Raw genomic sequence first — 24,530 nt, forward strand, 5'->3', positions numbered from 1 at the left:
CCATATTACTGAATATATTCAGCCAATAAAGATTAAACGTTGAGCGACATCGCTAGGCGATTAAGCGCAGTACACAGGGGCGTTGGCTTTAGCCGAATGGTTAGTTGCGTGATAGCAGTAAAGTGCTAACTTCTATATAAGGCTTAAAGGTAATGCCCATGAATAATCCACACGGCGAGTTTGAATGTAGCGTAAGCGGTCAGTTGCTGCTCTTCTCAGCGCGCGGACCGTGGAATGACGAAACCATGAGAAATGGCGTAGTAAAGATGTCTTCTGACATTTCAAAATTCGAAAAGGGCACTAAATGGGCACAAGTAAGCTGTCTTTACGGTGAAAGCCTGATGCCCCCTTCCACCTTTGATATTTTTGTAAAACAAACTCGGGTAAGAAAAACCCGCGGCCTGTCGTTTCTTGCCGTGGTGATATTAGATACCGACATTATGCTGACAACTAAGCATCAGATTTCTCAGTGCTACGACGCTGCCGAAGTTGCTTATGGCTTTTACGAAACGGTAGAAGATGCTTTGGAAGCGATGACGAATAATCGCTATGATTTTGATAGTGACGAAGCTGAGCGCTTTTTTGCCCGCTTTAACTTTACGCGTTAACATTTAACGCCGCACGTGTTCTGCTTTTGTCACACGTTGAGTCTGAAATTCACCGCCAGTTTTTGATAAAGGCGAAAAAAAGGAGAGCGAGCGCTCTCCTTTTTATTTTAAGACTGCCATCCGCCTCCGAGTGCCTGATACAAATCGACGAGTGCGGCCATTTGCTGCTGACGAGTTTCTATAAACTCGCTACGCGCTTCCAGTGCTTCTCGTTGCGCAAGCAGCACCTCTAAATACTCACCATGAGCTGACGAAAAAAGCCTATTGGCAATATCAATCGACTGTTCGAGTGAAGCAATTTGATGACGCCTTGCCTCAGCACTTTTCTCCAAATTATCAAGCTTCGACAAACTGTTTGTTACTTCAGCTACCGCCGTTAAAACGGTCAGTTCATATTCGTAAGCCGCTTCAATTTGTTCGGCGCTGGCATTTTGATAAACTGCCTCAATCGCCCTGCGGTTTATTAATGGCGCAAAAACATCTCCAGATAAAGAATATGCCAATGACTCAGGCACATTAAACAAGTAGCGACTATCAAACGCCGATAAACCTACCCCTGCTTTTAGCTCAAAAGAAGGGTAGAAGTTGGCTTTAGCCACATCGATATTTAACTCTGCTGCTTGGAGCGTGAGTGCAGCTTGTTTTATATCCGGGCGATTGTCTAATAGCGCAGAGGGTACACCCACCTGCGGGCTTTTTAGCTCGGCGCTGAGCAACACGTTACTGTCCCTTTGAATGGGCTGTGGAGTGCGTCCTAATAACAGATTGAGCGTGTTCTCTTTCTCTAGGATTTCCTGCTCAATCAAGTAACGCTCGCTCTCGTTTTTCTTCACTTCCGCATTAAAGCGCGCAACGGGTAGCGATGATGCCCGCCCGTATTCTTTCAACGCATTAATAGTGTGAATAACATTGCGCTGTAGCGAAATGGTTGAGTCAAGATTCTCTAGCTTGTTATCTAGCGCCAGCAGTTCATAGTAAGTACGCGCAACTTCAGATACTAACTGGGTAACGAAAAAGTTCTTACTTTCAACCGACGCCAAGTATTCAAGCGAGGCCACTTTAGACCCATCTCTCAGCTTATGCCAAACGTCAATTTCCCACGACGCATTAAGGCCTAGCTTTAAGTTTGCCAGCGGGTCGGGAAATTCTTTATCCTCCTTGATATTTAACTGTTCTTCTACTGCGCCTTCCCGGGTATATTCGCCTACCTTTTCGGTTTCAGCGGCTACCCCCGCAGAGAGTCGAGGCAAATATTCCCCTTCCCGTGCATACACTTCATTCGACGCCATATTAATGCGTTGAATTAATATAGACACCTCTTGGTTGTTTTTAACCGCCGTATCCACCAGCGCAGAAAGCGTAGGGTCGTTAAACCACTCACTCCATTGAATATTTGCTTGTGTACTCTGGTTAATCCCTTGACCAGCCTGAGTATCCACTTGCGAAACTTTCGCGTTAAACTGCTCAGGCAAATCTAGATTAGGGTTTCGCGTTTCAATGGTGGGGATGGCACATGCCTGTACTAACAATGCACTACTAAGCGCTAACCACAGCAGCTTATAAGTAAATCGCTTTTTATTTATCATCGCTTAGCACCTCATCGTTATAGTGGTAAGTTTCAGTAAGAGGGACATGATCTTCGTTTTTGATTAATGACTTACCTTCTTCAAGTTTGGCGAACAAGTAGTAAAGCCCAGGAATAACCAGCACACCAAAAATAGTGCCGAACAAAGTACCGCCTAAGGCAGAAGCACCAATAGTTCTATTTCCCACTGCGCCTGCCCCTGTTGCAATAACAAGCGGAATTAGCCCTGCTACAAACGAGAACGATGTCATTAAGATTGGACGGAAGCGCTGTTTGGCCGCTTCAACTGCCGCGTCGGCAATTGATAAGCCCTGCTGATTTTTTTGCACTGCGTATTCCACAATAAGCACGGCATTTTTGCCGAGTAACCCAACCAGCATAACTAAGCCAAGCTGCGCATAAACGTCGTTGGCCAACCCCATTCCTTTTAGAAACAGGAATGAGCCGAGAATACCGGTAGGTAGTGAAAGAATGACTGCAAAAGGTAGAAGCAGACTTTCGTATTGTGATGCCAGCACGATATATACAAACAACAATACTACGGCAAAGATAACGATGGCTTCATTGCCTCGTTTAGCCTCGTCAAATGACAGGCCTTCCCAACCTATGTCATATCCTTTTGGCAAGGTTACAGCCGCTACTTCCTCAACTGCTTTTATCGCTTGCGCCGAGGTATACCCTGCTGCAGGCTCTGCACGAATTGCTGCCGAGGTATAAAGGTTGTAGCGTGTAATTTCATTAGGGCCTTGGGTTTTAATCAGCTTCATAAAGGCCGAGTAAGGCACCATTTCACCCTCTTCGTTTTTCACGTAGTAATCCAATAGATCACTGGGATAACGACGATATTCTGGCGCACTTTGTGTGTACACTTTGAAGAAGTTATTAAAACGCGTAAAACCTTGCTCGTAAGTACTACCGATAAGAATATTCAAATTCTCCATGGCCGCGCCAATAGATACCCCTTTCTGCATTGCAGCTTGGTTGTCTATTTCAATTTTGTATTGAGGATAATCGGCCGCGTAAAACGTGAATAAACCTTTTAGCTCATCACGTTTACCAAGCTCTTCCATGAAGGCTTTGTTGATTTGGTCAAACTCTTGATAGTCGGTTGTGTTGGTTTTATCGAGTAAACGAAATGATAACCCCGACGACGCGCCATAACCCGGCACAACAGGCGGTTCGAAATACTCAATCACTGCACCTAAGTGGTGTGTCTTGGCTTCCAGTTCTTCAATGATGTCACGTACCGACTGTTCGCGATTAGCCCAATCTTCAAGGTTAATCAAGCAGGTGCCTGCATTTGAACCTCGTCCTTCCGTGAGAATTTCATAGCCAGCAAGCGAGGACACCGAGGAGACGCCTTCAACGTCCAGCGCCAAGCTTTGCAGCTCTCGCGCCACTGTATTCGTCGCTTCAAGGGTACTACCTGGCGGTGTTTGAATAATGGCATAGATTTGCCCTTGGTCTTCACCGGGAATAAAGCCTGTAGGTAATGCCTGATTAACGCCAAAGGTACTTACCACAAAGCCTGCAAGCAGCACTACAGTAACACTGCGGCGTGTAACGATAGCTTTGATAATGCCTGTATAACGACCGGTTAACTTATTGAAATAATGGTTAAATCCATCAATAAACTTGCTTAATGGCGTAGCCTTTCTTGTGTGTGAATGAGGGTTTTTAAGCAACATTGCACACAGCACTGGCGTTAATGAAAGCGCCACAATACACGAGATGATAATTGACGATGACATGGTAATAGAGAACTGGCGATAGAAGACACCTACCGGGCCCGTCATAAAAATAAGGGGCACAAAAACCGCCGTCATCACAAGTGTAATTGCGATAATAGCTCCCCCCATTTCACCCAATACTTGTTGGGTTGCCATATAAGGGGTTAGGCTGCTGCTCTCTTCCATTTTCGCGTGAACGGCCTCCACGATAACAATAGCGTTATCTACCACAATCCCGATAGCTAGAACCAGAGCGAACAGAGTAATAAGGTTTATGTTCACCCCTGTGGCCTGCATGCAGAAAAACGTGCCCACCAGTGAAACCGGCACAGCAAGAAGCGGAATAAGTGTGGAGCGCCAGTCTCCCAGAAAGATGAACACCACCAAGGAAACCAAAATAAAGGCTTCAAACAAGGTATGCAGCACTTGTTCAATAGAGGCATCTAGAAACTTGGAAACATCGTAGTTGATTTCGTACTTCATGCCTTCTGGAAACGTTTTTTCTAGTTCAGCCATGGTGGCTTTCACCTGAGAAATAACCTCGTTGGCACTGCTTCCGTAGTTCTGCTTAAGTACTATGGCAGCGGATGGATATCCGTCTTTGTTCGAATAAATATCGAAAAATTCACTACTTAACTCAACATCGGCAATATCACCTAATTTGAGTAAGCGACCGTCGGAATCGGCGCGAATAATGATATTTTTATATTCTTCTGGCTCGTCGTAACGTCCTTCGTAAATAAGCACGTATTCTTTGGACTGAGCAGTAATGCCTGAGCTTCTGCCAAGTCGTCCAGGGCGTCCAATCAAGCTTTGCTCGTCTATCGATTCCATGATCTCATCTACAGAAACATTGTAAGCTCGCATGCGATCAGGCTTTAACCAAATTCGCATGGCATACTGGCGACTTCCCAATATTTTTGCACTAGCAATACCGTTTACCCGCTGTATCTCTGGGATAAGGTTGATATTGGAATAGTTGTACAGAAATTTTTCATCAGCCGTTTCGTCTGTGCTATAAACGTTTATGTACATCAACATGCTAGGCTGAACCCGCTCTAGTACCACCCCTTCTAACTGCACGAGCTGGGGCAGCCGGTTCATGATCTGGTCAAGCCGCGTTTTCACATTAATGAGCGCCTGATTCGGATCTACATCTAAATCGAAGATAACTTGAATGGTGGCTTCACCCGCGCTGGTCGCATCAGACACGATGTACTTCATGCCCGGCACACCGTTGATTGAACGCTCAATGGTAACCAGCGATGACTTCACCAATACATCAGCGCTCGAACCGGGATATGCCAGAGAAATAAGCACTCGCGGCGGAGCAATATCTGGAAACTGTGACGTGGGCAGGCTAAACACCGACAACACGCCCAAAAATATAATCATCAGCGATAGCATGATGGCCATCACTGGACGTTTAATAAAAACCCCAAACATAGCGCCCCCTTATTCTGCGTGCAGTGACAGTTCAGCCAATGTGTCGCTGGCTGAGATAAGTTCAGGCTCTATCTCATCGCCGTTCGAAACTCTTCGCAGCCCTTCAATCAAAATAGTGTCGTCCGGCGCTAGTCCGTCAGAAACCAGATAGATGTTAGGGAGCTCTGCAGCAATGTTAATGTGGCGGGTTGCTAACTTGTTCTCGCTATCCAGCACATACACAAAGCTTTGATCGAGAATTTCGAATGTGGCTTTCTGAGGAATAACTAAAGCATCCGGATAGGCAATATCCACCATGACATTACCGGTCTGCCCATGTCTTAGCAGTTGGTCAGGATTAGGGAAAGACGCACGCATTTCGATGGTACCAGTGTGATTATCAAAATCGGCTTCGATGGCATCTATCACGCCTTGATGCGCGTAAATACTGCCATCGGCAAGCTTTAATCGCACTGAAGTTTGATCATTTGATGCGCTGTTCTGCGCGTACTTTAAATACTCTGATTCAGGCACATTGAAATACACCCACATTGTGCTGATATCAGACAATGTGGTGAGCAGTTCGCCCTCATCAAGCAAACTTCCCGTTCGAGCTTCCAGTCGGTCCATTTTGCCTGTGAACGGCGCTTTGATATCTGTGAATGCTAAGTGAGTCTTTGCCAGTTCAACTTCAGCCTGAGCTTTTTGAAGCTGTGCTTCAATCACGGCGAGTTCGTTAGGAGAAACAATGTTTTGCTCAACAAGCGACTTTGTATTTTTGTACTCCATCTCGACCGCTTTAGCCTCGGCTTCAGCGCGGTGTAGTTCAGCTTCATATACGTTAGGCATTATTTTGAACATGGGCTGACCACGTTCTACCGTTTGTCCCTCATCAACAAAGGTCGATTGAAGATAGCCTTTTTCCATAGCTCTAACTTCAATATGTTGAATGGCACGTATCTGACTGACGTACTCTTTTACCAGCGTTGTGTCTTGTACGATAGGATGAGTAACGTTGAATTGAAGTTTTTCGTGATGCGCAGCATGTTCTTCATGCCCACAACCACCTAAAAGTGCGGAAACAATGCTTACTGCAAGAAGTGCTTTTTTGCTCATAATGTAAATTCGTAATAAAAAGGCTAATCGTGACATGCTTAATAAGAAGACAGCATGCCACTAGCGCGCTTTCAGCAAATAGGTTCACCGCTGATAATTAAGCACGCAAAAACATCCAGCAAAGCGCTGGCGCGTTGTTAGGAATATCGAATTAACGTGTTTTTTAGGTAGCCAATAACCACTAAACCTAAAAAACTAAGCAATAGGCGGCGCTCGGGTTAACGGCGTTGCGTAGTTAAGGGATGTTTTGAAAAGCCCACGCGGACGTGGTTTTGCGGTATCCGTGAAGGAGTCCGTAAGGTAATCCAGCGCAACATTTTGTGGCGGGACGGGCTCTTCCGGCGCACTTTCCTCAGTATCAAATTCAAATGAATATTCTGAGATAGAAGCATCAAAATGATGCTTGAACGTGATCGGCTTGTAATCCTGTTTAAGTCCAGATAAGCAAGTAAACAACAACGCAATTAATGCGTATATAGTGTACTGCTTCATGTACTGATGATTATTCACCGATGACTATTCCAGAAATTCAATTATATAAGGAAAATTGCGGAGTTATGCTACACAGGCGAGTACGCTTTTGCAAGAAACACTCTTGCTAGTAAACGCAGGCAATAAACGGTTGCACGTATTTGTCACAAACAAACTCAGAATTCATGAGTGTGGCAGTGTACGTCATATTTTTTACTGCAAGCAATAGGGCATTTTAACAGCACGCGTTTTTAAGAGGCCTTTTTGAAAGTCACAGAAAAAGAGATGTGGTTGTGGTCCAACTTATCTACCGTCACGGCTGCCCCAATTGCACCGCACAATGCACTTACTATTGATAGCCCTAGGCCAAAGTTGTCTTCTGATGTACGTGATGCATCCTTTTGCCACAAGGGTTCAAACATATGTCTTAAGTCACTTTCATCAATTTCAGTATGCGTTGTATTTGTCACTTCTATTTGGGCCTGCCCTGATGGTGTTTTGCCTATATACACGCTGATCGGCTCCCAATGCTTTCCATGCTCAATAGCGTTGTCTAACAAGTTGCTAAATATAGACTCCACCGCAATTCGGTTAGAGTGAATAACCAGGTCGCTCCTTTCTTTCGCAACCACATTAATATTATCTACCGCTTTGCTTGCAACAACTTGAGCGACGAGCTCTTCAATATTAATAAGGTCGTTTAATTGAGTCTGCTTGGCACTGTGCTTTTGGATTAACATCAAACCGGAAATGATGTTTTTCATTCGCATACCAATGCGAAGAATCTGCGGTTTAAAATCTTTTTCGAGTCGCTCCTCTCCTGGAAACTTCATGGCAACTTCCGCCAGATTGATAAGTTCGGAAACCGGCGTTTTAAGTTCGTGAGCAATGTCAGAGGTAAGTCTTTTCTCTCTAAGGTATAGGGCGTAGTTATCGTTTATAAAATGGTTCAAGCTGCTGACGATTGGCTCTAGTTCTGAAACGTTTGTAGAGAATGCTTCGTGCTTATCCGTGGCAGTAAACCTTAGAGTTCTTATATTGTTGTTCAATGCATCAAGTGGTGCCAAGGCGTAAGACACCGTGTTGCGCACGACGAACCTTACCATTAACGGAATTACAATAAGCGCCACTAAAAACGCGATATCGATAAACCAAAGAGTGAAATTCAACAGCTCAGTGGAGGTTGCATATGCGATAACCATGGGGTCGCGCTGCACTTCGCCTCTGACGCTATAGAATGCTTCGCGGTCTTCAGAGTCAATTTGAGGCACGTATTTGGTGTGAATAATGCGCCCGGAACGACCATCTGGCAGCGTAATGTCGTTAATCACCGCCTCATTTAAACTTAAATTTTCAAACGGCAGCTCGTCGACAGTGTACAGTGCAAGGGATTCCGACTTTTCGAAAACCTGCCCTTTGTACCACAATTGAAAGTACTCTGGAGAAGAGGCACCCTCGAACTCAGGGAAATACTCACCAGCGAACTCAAACTCAACCCCGTCTAAATCTTCATTGACTAAGCTTTGAAGCATGCCAACTTTGGCTTTTAAACCTTGGTTAAACTCTCTTTGGACCCAGGTATCTACTCCGATATCTGCAGCGAGTAAAACGACAATCACCAGCAAAGAAATAGTAATAGAAAGGCGTCGCGTTAAGGTTTTACGTATTGACTTCATCGCCTTCCACCACGACGTAGCCAAATCCTCGCTTACTTTTGATGGGGAGTGTAGCGCCACATGACCTTACTTTTTTTCGCGCAGAAGAGAGGTGCGCTTCAATTGCATTTTTTGAGATATGGTCATAACTACCGGAAATAAATTCACTTAATTTTTCTGATGTGACGACCTTGCCTTTGTTTAGGAACATGCACTCTACTATGCGATATTCATTCGGCGTTAAACTAATCGCCCGCTCACCGAATAAAAAAGACTTGGCTTGAATATCCAATACTAATCCATTAATAGTAATTTGATCGTTAATACAATTTGTTACGCCTCGTCTCATCAAACTGAGAAGTCGTGCTGACAACTCTTCAAATGAGAAAGGCTTAGATAGATAATCATCAGCGCCTGCTAACAAGCCTTCGACTTTCTCTTCAGGTCCGGCACGTGCAGACAAAATGAGCACCTTGGTCTCTACCCTTCTTTTTCTTAGCGTTTTCAAGATAGCCATCCCGTCAAGTTCTGGCAGCATGCGGTCTAATACAATAATGTCGTAGCTACCAAGAAGCGCCATACTTAAACCATCGGGCCCTGTGGCAGCCAAATCAACTGAATGGCCAAGTTTTTCTAGACCTAAGCTCAGGCTATTTCTCAAAGACAATGAATCTTCTATAAGGAGTATTCTCATGTTTCATTGATCGATTTTTATTCCTCGCTAAGGTTATGATCTCAATCTTAAGATAAACTGAAGGCGAGAGTAATATTGAATTAATTAACGATAGAATGTGACGGCCTAGGAAGCTTTTTGAGCAACCACACCCCGTTTCTCTATGTATAACAAATGGTTGCAATGGCAAACCACCTAGAATTGCTGGTTCTAGATAAAAATTCCCATTAACGCTAATCCCAAAGTTTTGCTTAAGCTTTATTTAAGTTTTGAAAGTTATCTTGTGCTGCAAGTAGTACACAAGAGAACTGACTTTGAAATTTCCACGTTCGTTAAATTTAAACCCTTCATTAGCCAATTTTGTTTTTATAGCATCAGCCTTAATAACACTGGTTTTCAACTTCCCTTTTATTTCAAATGTCTATCACGCTGTGTCGCCAACTACAGTAGGCCAGTGGATATTTTTTCTTTCCGTTCCATTGTTGCTTACCTTTTTCAATATCATCGCCCTTAGCCTATTAGGCGCCATTCTTTTGCCAAGATTGACCGTGGCAGTGACGCTGTTAGTCAGTTCACTTCTTTTATACGGTACGGTCGCTTACGGCGTGATATTTGATAAGAGTATGATTCAAAATGTGATGGAGACCAATTCTGGTGAAGCATTTGCCTATCTAAACTCAACGCTTTTACTCTTTTTCTTCTTGTTAGGATTGGTGCCCGTTGTTGCCGTCTTTAATCAGGAAATTAATGGAAAATTAGTTGCTAGAGTTAAGCACTTACTTAAGCTCAACGTATTAGCAGTGGTTGGAATAATCGTTATCGCTGCTGGCCTTTATAAAGACTATGCTGCGGTGGGTAGAAATAACAAAGATTTGGCCAAGTATATTATCCCGTATGCATTTTACGACTCTGGCTACAAATATCTCAGAGACACCTACTTTTATCCGCCACTTCCTTACAAGGTACTGGACAAGACACCTTCTATAATAAATAGAAATAACGCTTTGCCTTCTACGACTGTACTGGTTGTTGGAGAAACAGCAAGGGCAGATAAGTTTGCCAGTAATGGCTATAGCAGAAACACCACACCCTTTATGAACGACATAGGCGCGGTAAGTTTCAACGACGTGACCTCATGCGGGACCGCTACTGCGGTGTCAGTACCCTGTATGTTTTCTCGACTTTCAAGGCAAAGCTATGATGTTCGCATTGCGGAAAGTCAGGATAATGTGCTTGATATCATACATCGGGCTGGCGCTGACGTGACATGGATAGACAACAATAGTAGCTGCAAGGGGGTGTGCAAAAGAGTTGAAACTATTGCATTTGACCCATCGCGAGACCCTAGCTTATGTGACGGTGATTTTTGCTACGATGTTTTACTCAACGAGCTTTTAAAGGGCGTTTTGTCAACACCTGCGACAAGTAACAGGGTTATTGTTCTTCATATGATAGGCTCTCACGGCCCTACCTACTATCGAAGATACCCCGCTGAATTTGCCAAATTCTCTCCCGACTGCCCTAGAAGTGATATTCAAAACTGTGATTCACAGGCGCTTATCAACACGTATGACAATACCATTGCGTACACTGACTATGTACTTGGAGAGATTGTTAATACATTAAAAAATGTGCCAAATGCTTCCATGCTATACCTGTCTGATCACGGTGAATCTTTGGGTGAAAAAGGACTCTATCTACATGGATTCCCTTTTCAAATTGCACCACAAGAACAAACTCACATTCCTATGCTTTTTTGGGCGTCGAAGTTTGAAGATTCAGGCTACCGAAATTGTATTAAAGATCTGGCCAACTCCCCTTACTCTCAAGACAACTTGTTTGACACGTTACTTGGTTTATCAAATGTAAAGAGTATTACTTACCAACCTACTATGGATATTTTTAAACAATGCGAAGCCTAAATGAATCAAACCCTGTGGTTAGTACCACCTCGCACTTCGACCCAAGTAACAAACCAAAAGGCCTGCGTCGAGTATTTAAGGCTCTAAAGAATTCACTTCGAGCGTTTAGCTGGCTTACTAAGAACGAAGCTGCATTTAAACAAGAACTCAGTCTAGCCGCTGTGGCATTCGTGGTTCTTGTTTTTTGGTCAATTCCTTTTCTTGAACGTGCAATTTTAATGTCTTCCATTTTTTTCATTTTATTTGCGGAAATCATCAATACGGCCATTGAAGTCACCGTCGACAGAATAGGTACAGAGTTTCATTCTCTATCAGGGTTAGCAAAAGACTTAGCATCAGCAGGCGTTTTTCTATCCATCGTTATTGCCTGTGTGTTGTGGGCAGGCGTATTTTATAGCCACATATAAAAGTATTAGTAAAGACCTTAATTCCCCGGAGGCATCCCTTTAGCAAGGTTATAAAGATGAGCTTATTAAGTTGAAGGTGTCACAATACTTCAAAAGAACTCGTAACGAAAAAGAGCGCCATTAGGCACTCTTTACAATCAATTTAAAAGGAGAAAATTAAGCTTTAGACGCTTGGTAGATACCTTCAATTGCAGTATCAAGCGTTGCTTCAAATTCTTCTTGAGTTTGCTGTGCAGATACACCTTCTGTCAGTGCGCGAGAGAAACTCGCGATCATACCTTGGTTTTCTGCCAGCTTCGCGTTTGCTTCCTCGCGGCTATAGCCACCAGATAGCGCCACTACTTTAAGTACGCGAGGATGGTCAACAAGCTCTTTATAGAAGTTTGCTTCTGTCGGAAGCGTAAGCTTAAGCATGACTTCCTGACCTTCGTTTAGCAGATTAAGCTGGGTCAAAATCTCTAGCTTAAGTAATGCTTCTGCTTCCGCTTTTTGTGGACTGTGAATATCCACTTCTGGCTCAATGATTGGAACAAGGCCCGCGGCTAAAATTTGCTTACCCACTTCAAACTGCTGAGCAACAACGTCTTTAATACCTTGGTGATTCGCAAGCTTAACGACACTGCGCATTTTAGTGCCAAATACGTCTTGCGCTACCGCTTTAGCTAGCAGTGCATCAAGACCTGGCATTGGCTTCATTACCTGCACGCCGTTGCTTTCTTCAGCTAGTCCTTTATCTACCTTTAAGAAAGGAATAACACGCTTTTTCTGCCACAGGTAGTGTGCAGAAGACATGCCTTCAATTTCTCTATCAAGGGTGTTTTCAAACAAGATTGCGCCAAGAACGCGCTCGCCGCTAAAAGGGGTGCTGGTGATAATGCGTGTACGCATTTCATGAACAAGATTAAACATCTCTTCGTCTGAGCTGTACTCTGACTCTTCGATGCCGTATAAGCGCAACGCTTTAGGGGTACTACCGCCGCTTTGATCTAACGCTGCAATAAAACCGGTTTGCGTCTTCAGTTTATCCAGCATTGCCTGCTGAGCTTGTGATGCCATTGCAACACTCCTTTTGTATATTACTGCCTTAATAGACAGGTGTAGGGTTTATTGTTATACCAATTCTATTAAAGATCTGTTTGTCTCAGACGCAGCATGCCAGCACCTTAAGTAAACACATCTGTAATAAAGTTGGTATTTATGCCTGCGCACTTCACTGTTTCGCAGGTGTAATCGTTCCCGATTAAATTGTCACGCTCAAAAATGCTGTTACTGAGCGTGACATCTATGGGGTAACGTTTGTACTAGGCCTTAGCTATCTTGAGCTTTAAAACGCTGCGTTTACATGCAGCGTTCAGGCTTATTTATTTTTTCTTCTAGTACTGCTACCGCTGGTAGTGTTTTTCCTTCCAAGAATTCTAGGAACGCGCCACCACCTGTTGAAATATAAGAGACCTTATCGGCAATCCCGTATTTATCAACTGCTGCTAGTGTATCACCACCACCTGCGATTGAGAATGCGTCGCTTGCCGCAATCGCTTCAGACAGCGCTTTTGTTCCAGCACTGAACTGTTCAAATTCAAATACGCCTACAGGACCATTCCATACAATGGTTCCCGCGTTCTTGATAATGTCCTCTAACGCCTTTGAAGAGTCTGGACCAATATCAAAAATCATATCGTCGTCGGCAACGTCACTGACTACTTTTAGCGTCGCTTCGGTATTCTCATCAAACGCTTTGCCCACGACCACATCTGTAGGCACTGGAATATTACCGCCATTCGCCTGCGCTTCATTCATAAGCTGCGTGGCTTGCTCGGTAAGGTCCATCTCTACTAGTGACTTACCCACATTATGGCCTTGAGCCGCGATAAACGTATTAGCGATACCACCGCCAACAATCAGCTGATCAACTTTTTCAGCCAATGTTTTTAACACGGTCAACTTGGTAGATACTTTAGAGCCACCCACAATGGCAACCATTGGACGCTTAGGGTTGTCTAGCGCTTTGCCAAGTGCGTCTAATTCTGCAGCAAGTAATGGGCCAGCACAGGCTTTTGGTGCAAATTTAGCAACGCCATGAGTAGACGCTTGTGCGCGGTGAGCAGTACCGAACGCATCCATAACAAAGATATCGCAAAGTGCTGCGTACTGTTTTGCTAACGTTTCGTCGTCCTTCTTTTCGCCGTTATTAAAACGTACGTTTTCAAGGATAACTAATTCGCCGTCTGCAAGCTCCACGCCATCTAGGTAATCTTTTACAAGCTTAACCGGTACGTCTAGGGCGTCATTAAGATAATCAACAACAGGTTGAAGAGAGAATTCGTCTGCAGGCTCGCCTTCAGTAGGACGACCAAGGTGAGACATCACCATAACTGCCGCACCTGCGTCTAGGGCTGCTTTAATCGTAGGGATTGATGCTTTGATACGCGCATCAGAAGTTACTTTGCCGTCTTTTACCGGCACGTTTAAATCTTGTCTAATTAATACGCGCTGACCTTTTAGGGCCATATCGCTCATGCTTGGAATTGCCATCGTCTTTCCTATGTTAATTTAAATTCAGTAGAGCGTGTTTTGAAGGTAAGACACGCTCAAATTAACTGTGAAAGCTGCGCGGGCTGGTGCTACCAACCCTTGGCAGCATCAATGCTTTATTTTGCGTCGAACATCACTTTTGCGGTATCGAGCATACGGTTTGCAAAACCCCATTCGTTGTCACACCATACTAGTGTTTTAACCAGTTGTTTGTGACTGACTCTTGTTTGTGTGCCATCTACAATACACGAGTGAGGGTTGTGATTGAAATCTATCGACACCAAAGGCTCTTCGGTGTAGTCCAAAATGCCCTGTAAACGCCCCGCTTTTGCATTGCGAAGGGCTTGGTTCACTTGCTCAATCGTTACCTTAGATTGAAGCGTTACACTTAAATCCATGGCAGTAACATTGATAGTTGGCACTCGAACCGCAATGGCTTCAAATTTTCCCGCAAACTTAGGCAGAATGCGCTCTATACCGGCAGCAAGTCGGGTATCAACGGGAATAATCGACTGACTTGCAGCACGGGTTCTGCGCAAATCTTCGTGATAGGCGTCGATAACTTGCTGGTCATGCATAGACGCGTGAATGGTTGTGATCGTACCACTTTCAACACCGAACGCAGCGTCTAGCGCTTGGATAACAGGAACAATGCAGTTTGTGGTGCAAGAGCCGTTGGAGACTAATTTTTGTTCACTGGTCAACGTGTCTTCATTGGTTCCGAAAATGACCGTATTGTCTAAATCTGGTGACCCGGGTGACGAGAAAAGCACTTTGCCAGCGCCGGCATCTAAATGTGCTTGCCCCGATGCTCTGTCATCAAACTTGCCCGTACACTCAAGCACAATATCAACGCCCAAGTCTTTCCAGGGTAGGTCTTTAATATCGCTTATCGCGAGCAGTGTAATATCGTCGCCTGCGACATTTAGCGTGTTATTTTCTAAGGCCACATCAAAACGGAACCGCCCGTGGGCGGTATCGTATTTAAGTAAATGTGCTATGCCTTCGGGTTTAGCAATGTCGTTAATGGCCACCACGTTAAATTCGTTGTTGCGCCCACTTTCATACAGCGCGCGCAACACGTTACGACCAATACGACCAAACCCATTTATGGCAATATTTACCATAGGCTTATCTATTACCTCTTACAGAGACAGTGCAGCCTCTACTACAGCGTCAGTGGTAATGTTGAAGTGCTTGAACAGGTCGCCCGCAGGTGCAGATTCACCAAAGGTGTCCATTCCCACGATAGCGCCATTAAAGCCAACGTACTTGTACCAGCTATCTTTAGACAGCGCTTCAACCGCTACGCGTTTAACAACGCTAGAAGGCAGTACGCTCTCACGGTAATCAGCAGACTGACGGTCGAATACGTCAGTTGATGGCATAGACACTACGCGAACGGCTTTGCCTTGCTCGGTTAGTTTTTCTGCTGCTTCAACGGCTAGCTGAACCTCAGAACCGGTACCAATAAGAATAAGCTCTGGCGTACCTTCACAATCTTTAAGTACGTAACCACCTTTCGCGATATCAGCAACTTGTTGGGCCGTTCTTTCTTGCTGCGCTAAGCCTTGACGCGTGAAAATCAGCGTTGTTGGGCCGTCAGTGCGCTCAATAGCAGACTTCCACGACACAGCAGACTCAACCTGATCACAAGGGCGCCAGTTATCAAGGTTAGGCGTTGCACGTAGCGCAACCACCTGCTCTACTGGCTGGTGTGTTGGGCCGTCTTCACCTAGACCAATTGAATCGTGGGTGTAAACGAAAATTGCAGGCTGCTTCATTAGCGCTGCCATACGTACCGCGTTGCGTGCATATTCCATAAACATTAGGAAGGTTGCACCGTATGCCTTAAAGCCACCGTGAAGGGCAATACCATTCATCATGGCCGACATACCAAACTCACGTACACCGTAATAAATGTAGTTACCTGAGGCATCATTTGCTTCAACACCTTTGCTGCCTTCCCAAATAGTAAGGTTAGAACCTGCAAGGTCAGCAGAGCCGCCTAATAGTTCAGGAAGTAGCGGACCAAACGCATTCAGTGCATTTTGTGACGCTTTACGTGACGCGATATTTTGTGGGTTAGCTTGAAGTTCAGCGATGATAGCGTCTGCCTTGTCGCTGAAATCTGCTGGCAACTCGCCATTTACACGGCGTTTGAATTCTGCTGCAAGCTCTGGGTAGGCGGCTTCGTATGCAGCGAAAGCGTCATTCCACGCGCTTTCCGCGTTTGAACCTTTCTCTTTAGCATCCCAACCAGCGTAAATATCGTCTGGAATTTCGAACGCGCCATGGCTCCAGCCAAGCTTCTCGCGAGTAGCGACAATTTCGTCCTCACCTAGTGGTGCACCGTGACAAGACTCGGTACCTTCTTTATTAGGTGAACCGAAACCAATGGTGGTTTTACAACAAATAAGCGTAGGTTGCGCAGTATTCGCCTGTGCCTTTTCAATAGCGGCTTTTACTTGCTCTGCATCGTGCCCGTCAACGCCATCGATCACTTCCCAACCATAGCTCTTGAAGCGTGCTGGTGTATCGTCGGTGAACCAACCTTCCACTTCGCCATCAATTGAAATGCCGTTGTCATCCCAAAACGCGATAAGCTTACCAAGGCCTAGCGTACCGGCTAGTGAACAGGTCTCGTGTGAGATACCTTCCATTAAGCAGCCGTCGCCTAAGAATGCGTATGTGTGGTGGTCAACAATAGTGTGACCATCTTTGTTAAATTGTGCAGCTAGTACTTTTTCGGCAAGCGCCATGCCCACAGCATTACTGATACCTTGGCCTAGTGGGCCAGTGGTCGTTTCAACACCTGGCGCATAGCCATATTCTGGATGGCCTGGCGTTTTTGAATGCAATTGGCGGAAATTCTTTAACTCTTCAATTGGCAGTTCGTAGCCTGAAAGGTGAAGAAGAGAGTACAACAGCATCGAGCCGTGACCATTTGAAAGCACAAAGCGATCGCGGTTAGCCCAAGATGGGTTTGCAGGGTTGTGTGATAAGAAATCACCCCATAGTACCTGTGCGATATCAGCCATCCCCATTGGGGCACCTGGGTGACCAGATTTAGCTTGTTGAACGGCATCCATGCTTAATGCACGGATTGCATTGGCGAGTTCACGACGAGAGGGCATGTTGTCTCCTGATTTATTTTGTATCTTTTGTTTCGTATCTTAGCGGGCTAGGCAAGCTAGACGAGCGTAGAGGTAAGGCGTTCGCTCTACTTCTTTATACGAATGAATGTGGCGTTATTCTTACCTATGCCACCTTACAGTTCAATGGGTTTTGATTGCCAATAGTGAAAGTCATAGTAAAAAATGGTCTATACCCTGACCATCACGTATTCCCAATACAGCAAAAACGGTTATATCTAACGTCTGGTTTTACTAGTACATCATTCGCTTTACTAATTTCGTCCTGAATAACCCCATTAGTGATCGGGTTGTGTCAACTATTCGTAACGAAGAGACTTTTAGACGTCTAGAAGTAAAGACTGGTATTTATAACTTGTTTTAGTACAATATACGACTATTTTGATAATTTAACGCTTACGGAGCATTTATGGCCACGCATTTATTCACATCCGAGTCAGTGTCTGAAGGACATCCGGACAAAATTGCTGATCAGATCTCAGATGCGGTTCTTGACGCTATTTTAGAACAAGATCCTCGCGCTCGGGTGGCCTGCGAAACGTATGTAAAAACCGGTATGGTTTTAGTAGGTGGTGAAGTGACCACTTCTGCATGGGTAGACATTGAAGAACTTACCCGAAAAACTGTTAAAGAAATTGGCTATACGCACTCAGATATGGGCTTCGACGCTGACTCATGTGCTGTATTAAACGCAATTGGTAAACAGTCTCCTGACATCAATCAAGGTGTTGACCGCGCAAGCCTAGAAGAACAAGGTGCAGGCGACCAAGGCCTAATGTTCGGTTACGCGAGCGACGAAACTGACGTGCTAATGCCTGCGCCAATCACTTACTCTCACCGTCTTGTTCAAAAACAAGCCGAAGTACGTAAGTCTGGTAAGCTGGACTGGTTGCGTCCAGATGCGAAAAGCCAAATTACATTCAAGTATGAAAACGACAAGCCTGTAGGCATTGACGCGGTTGTACTTTCAACCCAGCACTGTGATTCAGTAAGCACTGAAACAGTACGTGAAGCGGTAATGGAAGAAATCATCAAGCCTGTGCTTCCAAGTGAGTGGATTGATGCCAACACGCGTTTCCACATCAACCCAACAGGTCGATTTGTTATCGGTGGTCCAATGGGCGACTGTGGTTTAACCGGGCGTAAAATCATTGTTGATACTTACGGTGGTATGGCTCGTCACGGTGGTGGCGCGTTTTCTGGTAAAGATCCATCTAAAGTAGACCGCAGTGCAGCATACGCGGGTCGTTACGTTGCTAAGAACATTGTTGCAGCGGGTCTTGCAAAGCGCTGTGAAATCCAAGTGTCTTATGCAATCGGTGTGGCAGAGCCAACGTCTATCAGCATCGATACTTTCGGTACTGGCGTAGTGGATGAGAAAACACTGGTTGCACTAGTGCGCGAGCATTTCGACTTGCGTCCTTACGGCCTTATCCAAATGCTAGACCTTGAGCGCCCAATTTATCGCCCAACTGCTGCATACGGTCACTTTGGTCGTGACGAATTCCCATGGGAAGCTACAGATAAAGCAGAAGCGTTAAAAGCATCGATTTAATTCGACAGTCAAGCAGCGCTTTTATAAACGCCGTTTTGTTTTTGTAACGCTTAGCTTATAAGCGGTTACACAAACTAGCGGCGTTTTTTATTTAGGCTTTGCTAACTAGCTAAATTAACCAGGCAAATAAAAAACAGAAAAGAATATTTCCATCATTTATTGTTTACAGCTATGCTTAAATAACGAACACACTATCGCTTGTAGTTTCTGGTTGTTTACAAGCCATGATAACAACAACTTGGGCTCTTCCATGAATGTGGTTACTGGAATTCTTCTGGCACTTACTTTGGCTGCGTCTACGGCGGCTTCCCCCGTGCTCGCGGAAATGAATGCTCCCCACTACAGTCCTATCCAATTCAAAAGCAAAAAAATAGCTCGGTGGCAGCTAAATAGTATGTACCGTGTCCAATCTACAACCGAAACTTATCTTTACGACAACAGCTATACCTATCCAGCAGGTTCACAAGGTATATTTAGCGCCAGCCGTCGTTTTGATACAAGGATCCCGCAAAAGGTCTATGCAACGTACAAAACCAACAATACCGCCTTTCAGCATTACGCAGAGTGGCTTTATTTACCTCATGATGTAGGTACTTTTACTCGGTTGGGCTGGCTGCTTGGCAAAAGCGAGGGTTTAAACATGGCGGTAGAACTTGAACATAGGCAAGTTGGGGAAGAAGAGAATATGGCTCTCTCATTGGGCGTCAATTACTTGTTTTAAGTCATCCTTGTTTTAGGTCACCGCTACATTGCATTCACAGTGCGCTTTTAGTATTACACCCCATCATAAAGACGAAACGTAGTTGCCGTTATGCCAATGATAAGGTTTTTGCGTAAGTCTGTTGAATTACCATCGCGTCGGAACTCGCTCTATGACGCTTAACATCAAGTTGGCTCGCAAGGCGGCTTTTCACCTCATGCCATTGATTCATTTGTGCTTCAGACAAAATATATTCCAATGCTCTACACGTAAAAGACATTTCTACCTGCGCTGCGGCGTAGAGCTTAATTAGCCACGGGTTATCAACGACCCAACCGTCACTGTAAACAACCGTATTGCCAAGGAAATTATTTAACTCAACACAGACTTTTCGAGGCTCTTCTCCTCGAGTTTGCAGCATCTGCTGCGTTATGCCGTGCAGTGACTCCGCTTTTCGATCCCAGTGAACCCACGAGTCAAAGGGCCGAAGTAGCTTACACCACTTTGCACCATCATAGCGCACGATACCTATTTCAATAGGGTAACTCGCTGCGCCAAATCCACTTGCTTCAATGTCTATTATTGTTGGCAGGGTATTCTTTCGCACTCACGCTCCAAACCGCTGTTTATCCTTGCTTGCAACATACGCAAACCATTTTTATCAGGCGGTTTTACTGCTACCTCGTCACCAGAGGAACAACTAAACAACGTCGAACACTGTTTAGCAAATGTACAACCACTCTTCTCGAAATATAAGCTAATAGTAGAATCGTGCCACAATTAATGCGCACTTGTTTAGTACACCAACCCGTCGCCAGCGCTCAAAATTCTCGTAAAAGCTCTCAAAAAAGCATCAAACTTATACTAAAGGATAAGACGTTTACGCTAAAAGACTGAGCACATTGCTATACACTCTTAAGGTTAACATTTAGGTAGCCTATTCATGCGTGCACTTTCTATCTTTCTCTCGCTGGCTTGCGTCTTTTCAATTTTTACTGCAAGTAAAGTATTAAGTTCAACGGAGCCTCTGGTGATTGGTATTGACGCCGATCTTTCAGCGGTAGCTGTTGAAGGTGGCATCGCTATTACAAGAGGGGTCGAGCTTGCCGTAGACGAAATAAATGCCGCTGGTGGGATTCTGGGTCGTCAAATAAAAGTTATTGCGAAAGACCATCGCGGCAACCCAGCTCGAGGTGTATATAATATTGAGCAATTTTCCCAAACTCCCAATTTACTTGCGGTAGTAGGCGGCGTTCATACACCTGTAGTTCTCGCTGAAGTCGACCCAATACACGAAAAAAACATTCTGATGTTGGTTCCTTGGGCAGCGGGGACGCCTATTATCGACAACGGGCACTCACCGAATAACATATTTCGCGTGTCGGTACGCGACGCTGAAGCAGCTTCAGTCCTAATTAATCACGTCAAATATATGGGGCTTTCAAATATCGCGTTAGTACTGGAAAGAACAGGATGGGGACGCTCAAACCTTGAATCATTAACACAAGCTGCAAGTAATAATGATATTGATATAACAGCAACCCATTGGATAAATTGGCAGCAGAAAGACTTTTCTGAGGATATCGCGGCAATAAAAAGCGCGAAAGCGGAAGCGATTATTCTTGTTAGTAACGTTCCTGAAGGTGTTGTGGTACTCGATGAGATGGCAAAACAAGGCATCGCCTCTCTCCCTGTTGTGTCGCATTGGGGAGTCGCGTCGGGTCAGTTCGCCTCTTTACTTGCAAAGCCCATCGCTAACTACAATGTGTCAGTACTTCAAACCTTCCACTTCAACCACCAGAAAAATACCAAGGCAAAAAGCTTGTTAGAAGCCTATTATAGTAAGTATGGCTTGGTGGATGCGACTGCGATTGGTGGTGTGACAGGTTTGGCTCATGCTTATGATTTAACTCATTTAATCGCGGCAGCTGCCGCGAAAGCTGGTAGTATAGAAGTAGACGCATTACGCGCTGCGCTAGAGTCTCTTCAAAATGTGCAAGGTGCAGTGAAGCACTACACAGCTCCATTTTCAGAGGACAGACACGATGCACTCTGGGCAAAGGATTATTTTATGACTACGTTTAACGAAAAAGGTCACTTGGTAACAACGGGCGTGCAATGATGCAGCAGCCCCCAAGGTTACGCTCTCTTCTGCTTTCAAGCATGCTACCGCGACTGGTTTTACTCGTCGCGGTTTTGTCTATCATTCTATTTGCTCTCTCTTTTCACTTCATTGTCAAACAAACCGACCAGCTTCAAAAACAATCTGTTGATGGTTTAGAACAAGATATCAATTACATTGTTAGCGATACCACTAGACAGCTAGCAGACTTGGCAGCTAACGATATCATCATCAATTCCTTGGTTGATTTCGAGCAAAGGGATAATTACCTTCCCATGTTTTTCCGCTCGTTAAATTTAACTCAGGCGAAAAGTGTCGAGTTTGCGCTATTTGATTTTGCCGGGAACCGGGTGATTGATAAAAACTGGAATGCTGTTATCCCCGAGTCGCTCAGTAGTGCATGGCGCCAGCAAACCCTTGGTTCATCGAATGCATACTCCTCGGTATCAAAGTACGGCGTATTAATAAGCGTTCCAGTGTTACTTAGAGGCGTAGCGGAAGGCGCGCTTGTTATGTATGTGGATAGCTTGCAGTCTTTGCTCGCTCCTTACCCCAGACTGACTAACCAGCTTGTTACCGACTCTAGTGGGCATGTCCTGTTTAGCAGTGAGCCCTCACTCATTGCTCCCAACTCAAGCTTTTCCGATTTTGATGACAGCGGCTACGCTATAAAAAAGGCTGATTGGCAAAATCTAACCTTATACAGCGTGAAACCCACCATCACCGCATACAGAGAAGCCGCATGGACTGGGATTGTATTGCTGGCAATGATTGTAGGCTTCGTATTTATCATTTTGCATATGGTGAGTATGACGGGAACGCTTGCCGAGCGAACACTTTCGACTTTGTACAATGACATTAAGAATCGACTAAACAGTGATGATAAGACCTCACTACGCCTTGATAGTGACGTTGAGGCCCAAGAACTTGCGGATATTCGCGAAGCGTTTGACAAACTGATTTGGGATCTGACAGAGGTTTCACTGTCTAACGAACAGTTTTCCAACGTATTGGAGTCAATGGGCGATATGCTTGTTGTGGTTGATCAAGACAAGCAAATTTTACTTTCTAATAAGCGCTTCGACGACTTTTGTCATGACCAGTACGGTGAAAAGAACGGTATTTTGAAGTTCATTATGCAAAAGCTCGCTTCTTCACAGAGCAATGAACTTACACACTTTTCGGTATCAACCGGCCAAGAGCGGTTTGTTCATTGGACTAAAACATCACTGGCCGATGCTAATGGTAATATTCGTGGTGATATCTATGTTGGTAGCGACGAAACTGAACAACGCTCTCTTGAAAGTCACGTTAAAGTGCTCACTCACGCTATGGATGAGGCAACCGTGTCGATCATCATTTCGGACATTAAGCGCGTCGGCCAACCAATAATATACGTAAACAGTGCCTTTGAAGAGCTTACAGGCTACAGTCGTGAAGAAATAATCGGTCATAATTGCAGGTCGATGCAGGGCGATGAAACCAGCAAGCAGACAGTTGACCAAATCCGCAAGGCTATTGCAGTGCGCGAGCCTATTGAAACGACGCTGCTCAACTATAAAAAAGACGGCAGCGCCTTTTACAACCGTTTGAATTTGACGCCGGTAAAAATAAATGGTGAAGTCACTCACTATATCGGGTTTCAACAGGACGTTACTCAACAACGACAAACCGAACAGTATCTTCAGGATGCGCGAGAAAAAGCGGAAGAGTCTGCCCGTCTTAAATCGAGTTTCCTCGCTAGTATGAGCCATGAAATACGCACGCCAATACACGGTATTTCTGGTGTTTTGCAGTTAATGGCTAGCTCTGAACTCACTGAGGAGCAAAAGCACTACCTGTCTCTTGCTAAGTTTAGTATCCAGGGCCTTTTACATATCGTAAATGATATTTTGGACTTCTCTAAAATTGAGGCAGGCCAACTGCAAATTGAAGAAAACCCATTCGACATTTTAGAGTCGCTTGAAAACCTTCAAAGTCAGTACGCGATTATGTGCCAAGAAAAAGGGTTAGCGCTACATTTTCACTTTGATTTACAAGGCTTTCACGTTGTACAAGGCGATGATGTACGCTTTAGACAAATACTCTCGAACTTGTTAGGTAATGCCGTGAAGTTCACCGACAGTGGTTGCATTGAAGTCACCACCAGCATTCAGCAAAACGCAGATAACAGCCTTAAGCTTTTATGTAGCGTAAAAGACACTGGCATTGGCATTGCACAAGATAAGCAAAGTACTATCTTTGATGTCTTTACCCAAGAAGACCTTTCTACAACTCGCAAATTCGGCGGAACAGGCCTTGGTCTTTCTATTAGCAAACAATTATGCGAACTCATGGGCGGCGATATAAAACTTGAGAGCGTTAAAGGTCACGGAAGCACGTTCTCTTTCACTATTATGCTTGAGCAAGCCGACGAAGCCCTGCTTAAGCCAGTTCACCACTCCTCAGGAGTGAAACGGGAAAAGGGAAAAACGCAAAGTATTAATTGTCGAAGACAACGACATCAATCAGGTTATTGTTAAACAGCACCTAAATAACCACACTACATTGAGTGCCAAATCAGGCCTAGAGGCACTTGAAGCGTTGAACAAAATGAAAGTGACTTTTGATGTTGTCTTGATGGACTGTCAAATGCCAGAAATGGACGGCTTTGAAGCAACTAAACGCATAAGAAATGGTGAGGCCGGAGAACGCTATTTAAACGTGCCGATCATCGCACTAACCGCCAATGCCATGAAAGGTGACAAAGAGCGCTGCGTTAACGCCGGAATGGACGATTACCTAAGTAAACCTTTTGATGCTATTGACCTCATCGACAAAGTCGAGCATTGGGCAAGTATTGAAAGAAATAGCGAAGAAAGCGCCGTTCATTAA

At 44.7% G+C, this 24,530-nt stretch carries 19 protein-coding genes; 8 read left to right on the plus strand and 11 right to left on the minus strand.

The genetic code is table 11. The features are described 5' to 3' along the window. Nucleotides 1-158 precede the first annotated feature (158 nt). On the plus strand, nucleotides 159-608 hold the full coding sequence (locus KUL49_RS00910) for a hypothetical protein (protein WP_131136004.1): 450 nt from the start codon (nucleotides 159-161) through the stop codon (nucleotides 606-608). A 107-nt stretch (nucleotides 609-715) separates the two neighbouring features. Here the strand turns inward: KUL49_RS00910 and KUL49_RS00915 are convergent, their stop codons facing one another. The 6 genes from KUL49_RS00915 to KUL49_RS00940 form a co-directional block, all read right to left on the minus strand. After that, nucleotides 716-2,194 (minus strand): TolC family protein, encoded by a 1,479-nt coding sequence (locus KUL49_RS00915; RefSeq protein ID WP_131136005.1) that lies wholly within the window; start codon nucleotides 2,192-2,194, stop codon nucleotides 716-718. Further along, on the minus strand, nucleotides 2,184-5,369 hold the full coding sequence (locus KUL49_RS00920) for an efflux RND transporter permease subunit (protein WP_131136006.1): 3,186 nt from the start codon (nucleotides 5,367-5,369) through the stop codon (nucleotides 2,184-2,186). Before KUL49_RS00920 ends, KUL49_RS00915 begins: the two co-directional genes overlap by 11 nt. A 9-nt stretch (nucleotides 5,370-5,378) precedes the next feature. Further along, nucleotides 5,379-6,464: an efflux RND transporter periplasmic adaptor subunit gene (locus KUL49_RS00925; RefSeq protein WP_014948392.1), complete on the minus strand. Its 1,086-nt coding sequence runs from the start codon at nucleotides 6,462-6,464 to the stop codon at nucleotides 5,379-5,381. A 195-nt stretch (nucleotides 6,465-6,659) separates the two neighbouring features. Next, on the minus strand, nucleotides 6,660-6,974 hold the full coding sequence (locus KUL49_RS00930) for a hypothetical protein (RefSeq protein WP_242633686.1): 315 nt from the start codon (nucleotides 6,972-6,974) through the stop codon (nucleotides 6,660-6,662). Between the two features lie 212 nt (nucleotides 6,975-7,186). Further along, nucleotides 7,187-8,611, minus strand: a complete 1,425-nt coding sequence (locus tag KUL49_RS00935; protein WP_131136007.1) for a HAMP domain-containing sensor histidine kinase — start codon at nucleotides 8,609-8,611, stop codon at nucleotides 7,187-7,189. Continuing rightward, entirely contained in the window at nucleotides 8,595-9,284 is a 690-nt protein-coding gene (locus tag KUL49_RS00940) for a response regulator transcription factor (protein ID WP_131136008.1), read from the minus strand. The genes KUL49_RS00935 and KUL49_RS00940 overlap by 17 nt, the downstream gene beginning before the upstream one ends. A 293-nt stretch (nucleotides 9,285-9,577) precedes the next feature. On the opposite strand from KUL49_RS00940, the gene KUL49_RS00945 reads away from it, so the two are divergent. Next, nucleotides 9,578-11,185, plus strand: coding sequence for a phosphoethanolamine transferase (locus KUL49_RS00945; RefSeq protein ID WP_131136009.1), 1,608 nt, complete (start codon nucleotides 9,578-9,580; stop codon nucleotides 11,183-11,185). Continuing rightward, nucleotides 11,173-11,592 carry a diacylglycerol kinase gene (locus KUL49_RS00950; RefSeq protein WP_131136010.1) on the plus strand — a complete coding sequence of 140 codons (420 nt, stop codon included), beginning with the start codon at nucleotides 11,173-11,175 and terminating at the stop codon, nucleotides 11,590-11,592. The genes KUL49_RS00945 and KUL49_RS00950 overlap by 13 nt, the downstream gene beginning before the upstream one ends. A 156-nt stretch (nucleotides 11,593-11,748) precedes the next feature. Here the strand turns inward: KUL49_RS00950 and KUL49_RS00955 are convergent, their stop codons facing one another. The 4 genes from KUL49_RS00955 to tkt all read right to left on the minus strand — a co-directional run bounded on the left by KUL49_RS00955 (nucleotide 11,749) and on the right by tkt (nucleotide 17,261). Then, complete coding sequence (locus KUL49_RS00955; RefSeq protein ID WP_131136011.1) at nucleotides 11,749-12,648, minus strand: fructose bisphosphate aldolase; 900 nt, start codon at nucleotides 12,646-12,648, stop codon at nucleotides 11,749-11,751. A gap of 282 nt (nucleotides 12,649-12,930) precedes the next feature. Next, a complete protein-coding gene (locus KUL49_RS00960) occupies nucleotides 12,931-14,124 on the minus strand; it encodes a phosphoglycerate kinase (protein ID WP_131136012.1) in 1,194 nt (397 codons plus the stop codon). Nucleotides 14,125-14,240: 116 nt separating this feature from the next. Beyond that, nucleotides 14,241-15,251, minus strand: coding sequence for an erythrose-4-phosphate dehydrogenase (epd, locus tag KUL49_RS00965; protein ID WP_131136013.1), 1,011 nt, complete (start codon nucleotides 15,249-15,251; stop codon nucleotides 14,241-14,243). An 18-nt stretch (nucleotides 15,252-15,269) separates the two neighbouring features. Next, nucleotides 15,270-17,261, minus strand: a complete 1,992-nt coding sequence (gene tkt / locus KUL49_RS00970) for a transketolase (protein ID WP_131136014.1) — start codon at nucleotides 17,259-17,261, stop codon at nucleotides 15,270-15,272. 427 nt (nucleotides 17,262-17,688) lie between these two features. Here tkt and metK point away from each other — a divergent pair, with 427 nt between their 5' ends. Then, nucleotides 17,689-18,834, plus strand: coding sequence for a methionine adenosyltransferase (metK, locus tag KUL49_RS00975; protein WP_049586187.1), 1,146 nt, complete (start codon nucleotides 17,689-17,691; stop codon nucleotides 18,832-18,834). A 250-nt stretch (nucleotides 18,835-19,084) separates the two neighbouring features. Beyond that, nucleotides 19,085-19,555, plus strand: coding sequence for a hypothetical protein (locus tag KUL49_RS00980; RefSeq protein ID WP_131136015.1), 471 nt, complete (start codon nucleotides 19,085-19,087; stop codon nucleotides 19,553-19,555). An 88-nt stretch (nucleotides 19,556-19,643) separates the two neighbouring features. Here KUL49_RS00980 and KUL49_RS00985 read toward each other — a convergent pair whose 3' ends face one another. Further along, nucleotides 19,644-20,141, minus strand: a complete 498-nt coding sequence (locus KUL49_RS00985; protein WP_014948380.1) for an exonuclease domain-containing protein — start codon at nucleotides 20,139-20,141, stop codon at nucleotides 19,644-19,646. A gap of 336 nt (nucleotides 20,142-20,477) precedes the next feature. Between KUL49_RS00985 and KUL49_RS00990 the strand changes: the two genes are divergently transcribed. From KUL49_RS00990 to KUL49_RS21000, 3 genes are read left to right on the plus strand one after another with little or no spacing between them, the layout of a single operon-like run. Then, nucleotides 20,478-21,656, plus strand: a complete 1,179-nt coding sequence (locus KUL49_RS00990; RefSeq protein WP_131136016.1) for an ABC transporter substrate-binding protein — start codon at nucleotides 20,478-20,480, stop codon at nucleotides 21,654-21,656. Beyond that, entirely contained in the window at nucleotides 21,653-24,178 is a 2,526-nt protein-coding gene (locus KUL49_RS00995) for an ATP-binding protein (protein WP_242633687.1), read from the plus strand. Before KUL49_RS00990 ends, KUL49_RS00995 begins: the two co-directional genes overlap by 4 nt. Next, nucleotides 24,171-24,530 carry a response regulator gene (locus KUL49_RS21000; protein WP_232306485.1) on the plus strand — a complete coding sequence of 120 codons (360 nt, stop codon included), beginning with the start codon at nucleotides 24,171-24,173 and terminating at the stop codon, nucleotides 24,528-24,530. Before KUL49_RS00995 ends, KUL49_RS21000 begins: the two co-directional genes overlap by 8 nt.

Origin of the sequence: Alteromonas sp. KUL17 (genome assembly GCF_006538305.1) — a bacterium.
Lineage (GTDB): Bacteria > Pseudomonadota > Gammaproteobacteria > Enterobacterales > Alteromonadaceae > Alteromonas > Alteromonas macleodii.

What these genes read in the sequence shown, in the direction of transcription:
- KUL49_RS00925 (WP_014948392.1), bottom strand. Translation starts at nt 6,464, where the DNA reads ATGAGCAAAAAAGCACTTCTTGCAGTAAGCATTGTTTCCGCACTTTTA.
- epd (WP_131136013.1), bottom strand. Translation starts at nt 15,251, where the DNA reads ATGGTAAATATTGCCATAAATGGGTTTGGTCGTATTGGTCGTAACGTG.
- KUL49_RS00960 (WP_131136012.1), bottom strand. Translation starts at nt 14,124, where the DNA reads ATGGCAATTCCAAGCATGAGCGATATGGCCCTAAAAGGTCAGCGCGTA.
- KUL49_RS00955 (WP_131136011.1), bottom strand. Translation starts at nt 12,648, where the DNA reads ATGGCATCACAAGCTCAGCAGGCAATGCTGGATAAACTGAAGACGCAA.
- tkt (WP_131136014.1), bottom strand. Translation starts at nt 17,261, where the DNA reads ATGCCCTCTCGTCGTGAACTCGCCAATGCAATCCGTGCATTAAGCATG.
- KUL49_RS00940 (WP_131136008.1), bottom strand. Translation starts at nt 9,284, where the DNA reads ATGAGAATACTCCTTATAGAAGATTCATTGTCTTTGAGAAATAGCCTG.
- KUL49_RS00990 (WP_131136016.1), top strand. Translation starts at nt 20,478, where the DNA reads ATGCGTGCACTTTCTATCTTTCTCTCGCTGGCTTGCGTCTTTTCAATT.
- KUL49_RS00950 (WP_131136010.1), top strand. Translation starts at nt 11,173, where the DNA reads ATGCGAAGCCTAAATGAATCAAACCCTGTGGTTAGTACCACCTCGCAC.
- KUL49_RS00980 (WP_131136015.1), top strand. Translation starts at nt 19,085, where the DNA reads ATGAATGTGGTTACTGGAATTCTTCTGGCACTTACTTTGGCTGCGTCT.
- KUL49_RS00910 (WP_131136004.1), top strand. Translation starts at nt 159, where the DNA reads ATGAATAATCCACACGGCGAGTTTGAATGTAGCGTAAGCGGTCAGTTG.
- KUL49_RS00995 (WP_242633687.1), top strand. Translation starts at nt 21,653, where the DNA reads ATGATGCAGCAGCCCCCAAGGTTACGCTCTCTTCTGCTTTCAAGCATG.
- KUL49_RS00915 (WP_131136005.1), bottom strand. Translation starts at nt 2,194, where the DNA reads ATGATAAATAAAAAGCGATTTACTTATAAGCTGCTGTGGTTAGCGCTT.
- metK (WP_049586187.1), top strand. Translation starts at nt 17,689, where the DNA reads ATGGCCACGCATTTATTCACATCCGAGTCAGTGTCTGAAGGACATCCG.
- KUL49_RS00920 (WP_131136006.1), bottom strand. Translation starts at nt 5,369, where the DNA reads ATGTTTGGGGTTTTTATTAAACGTCCAGTGATGGCCATCATGCTATCG.
- KUL49_RS00935 (WP_131136007.1), bottom strand. Translation starts at nt 8,611, where the DNA reads ATGAAGTCAATACGTAAAACCTTAACGCGACGCCTTTCTATTACTATT.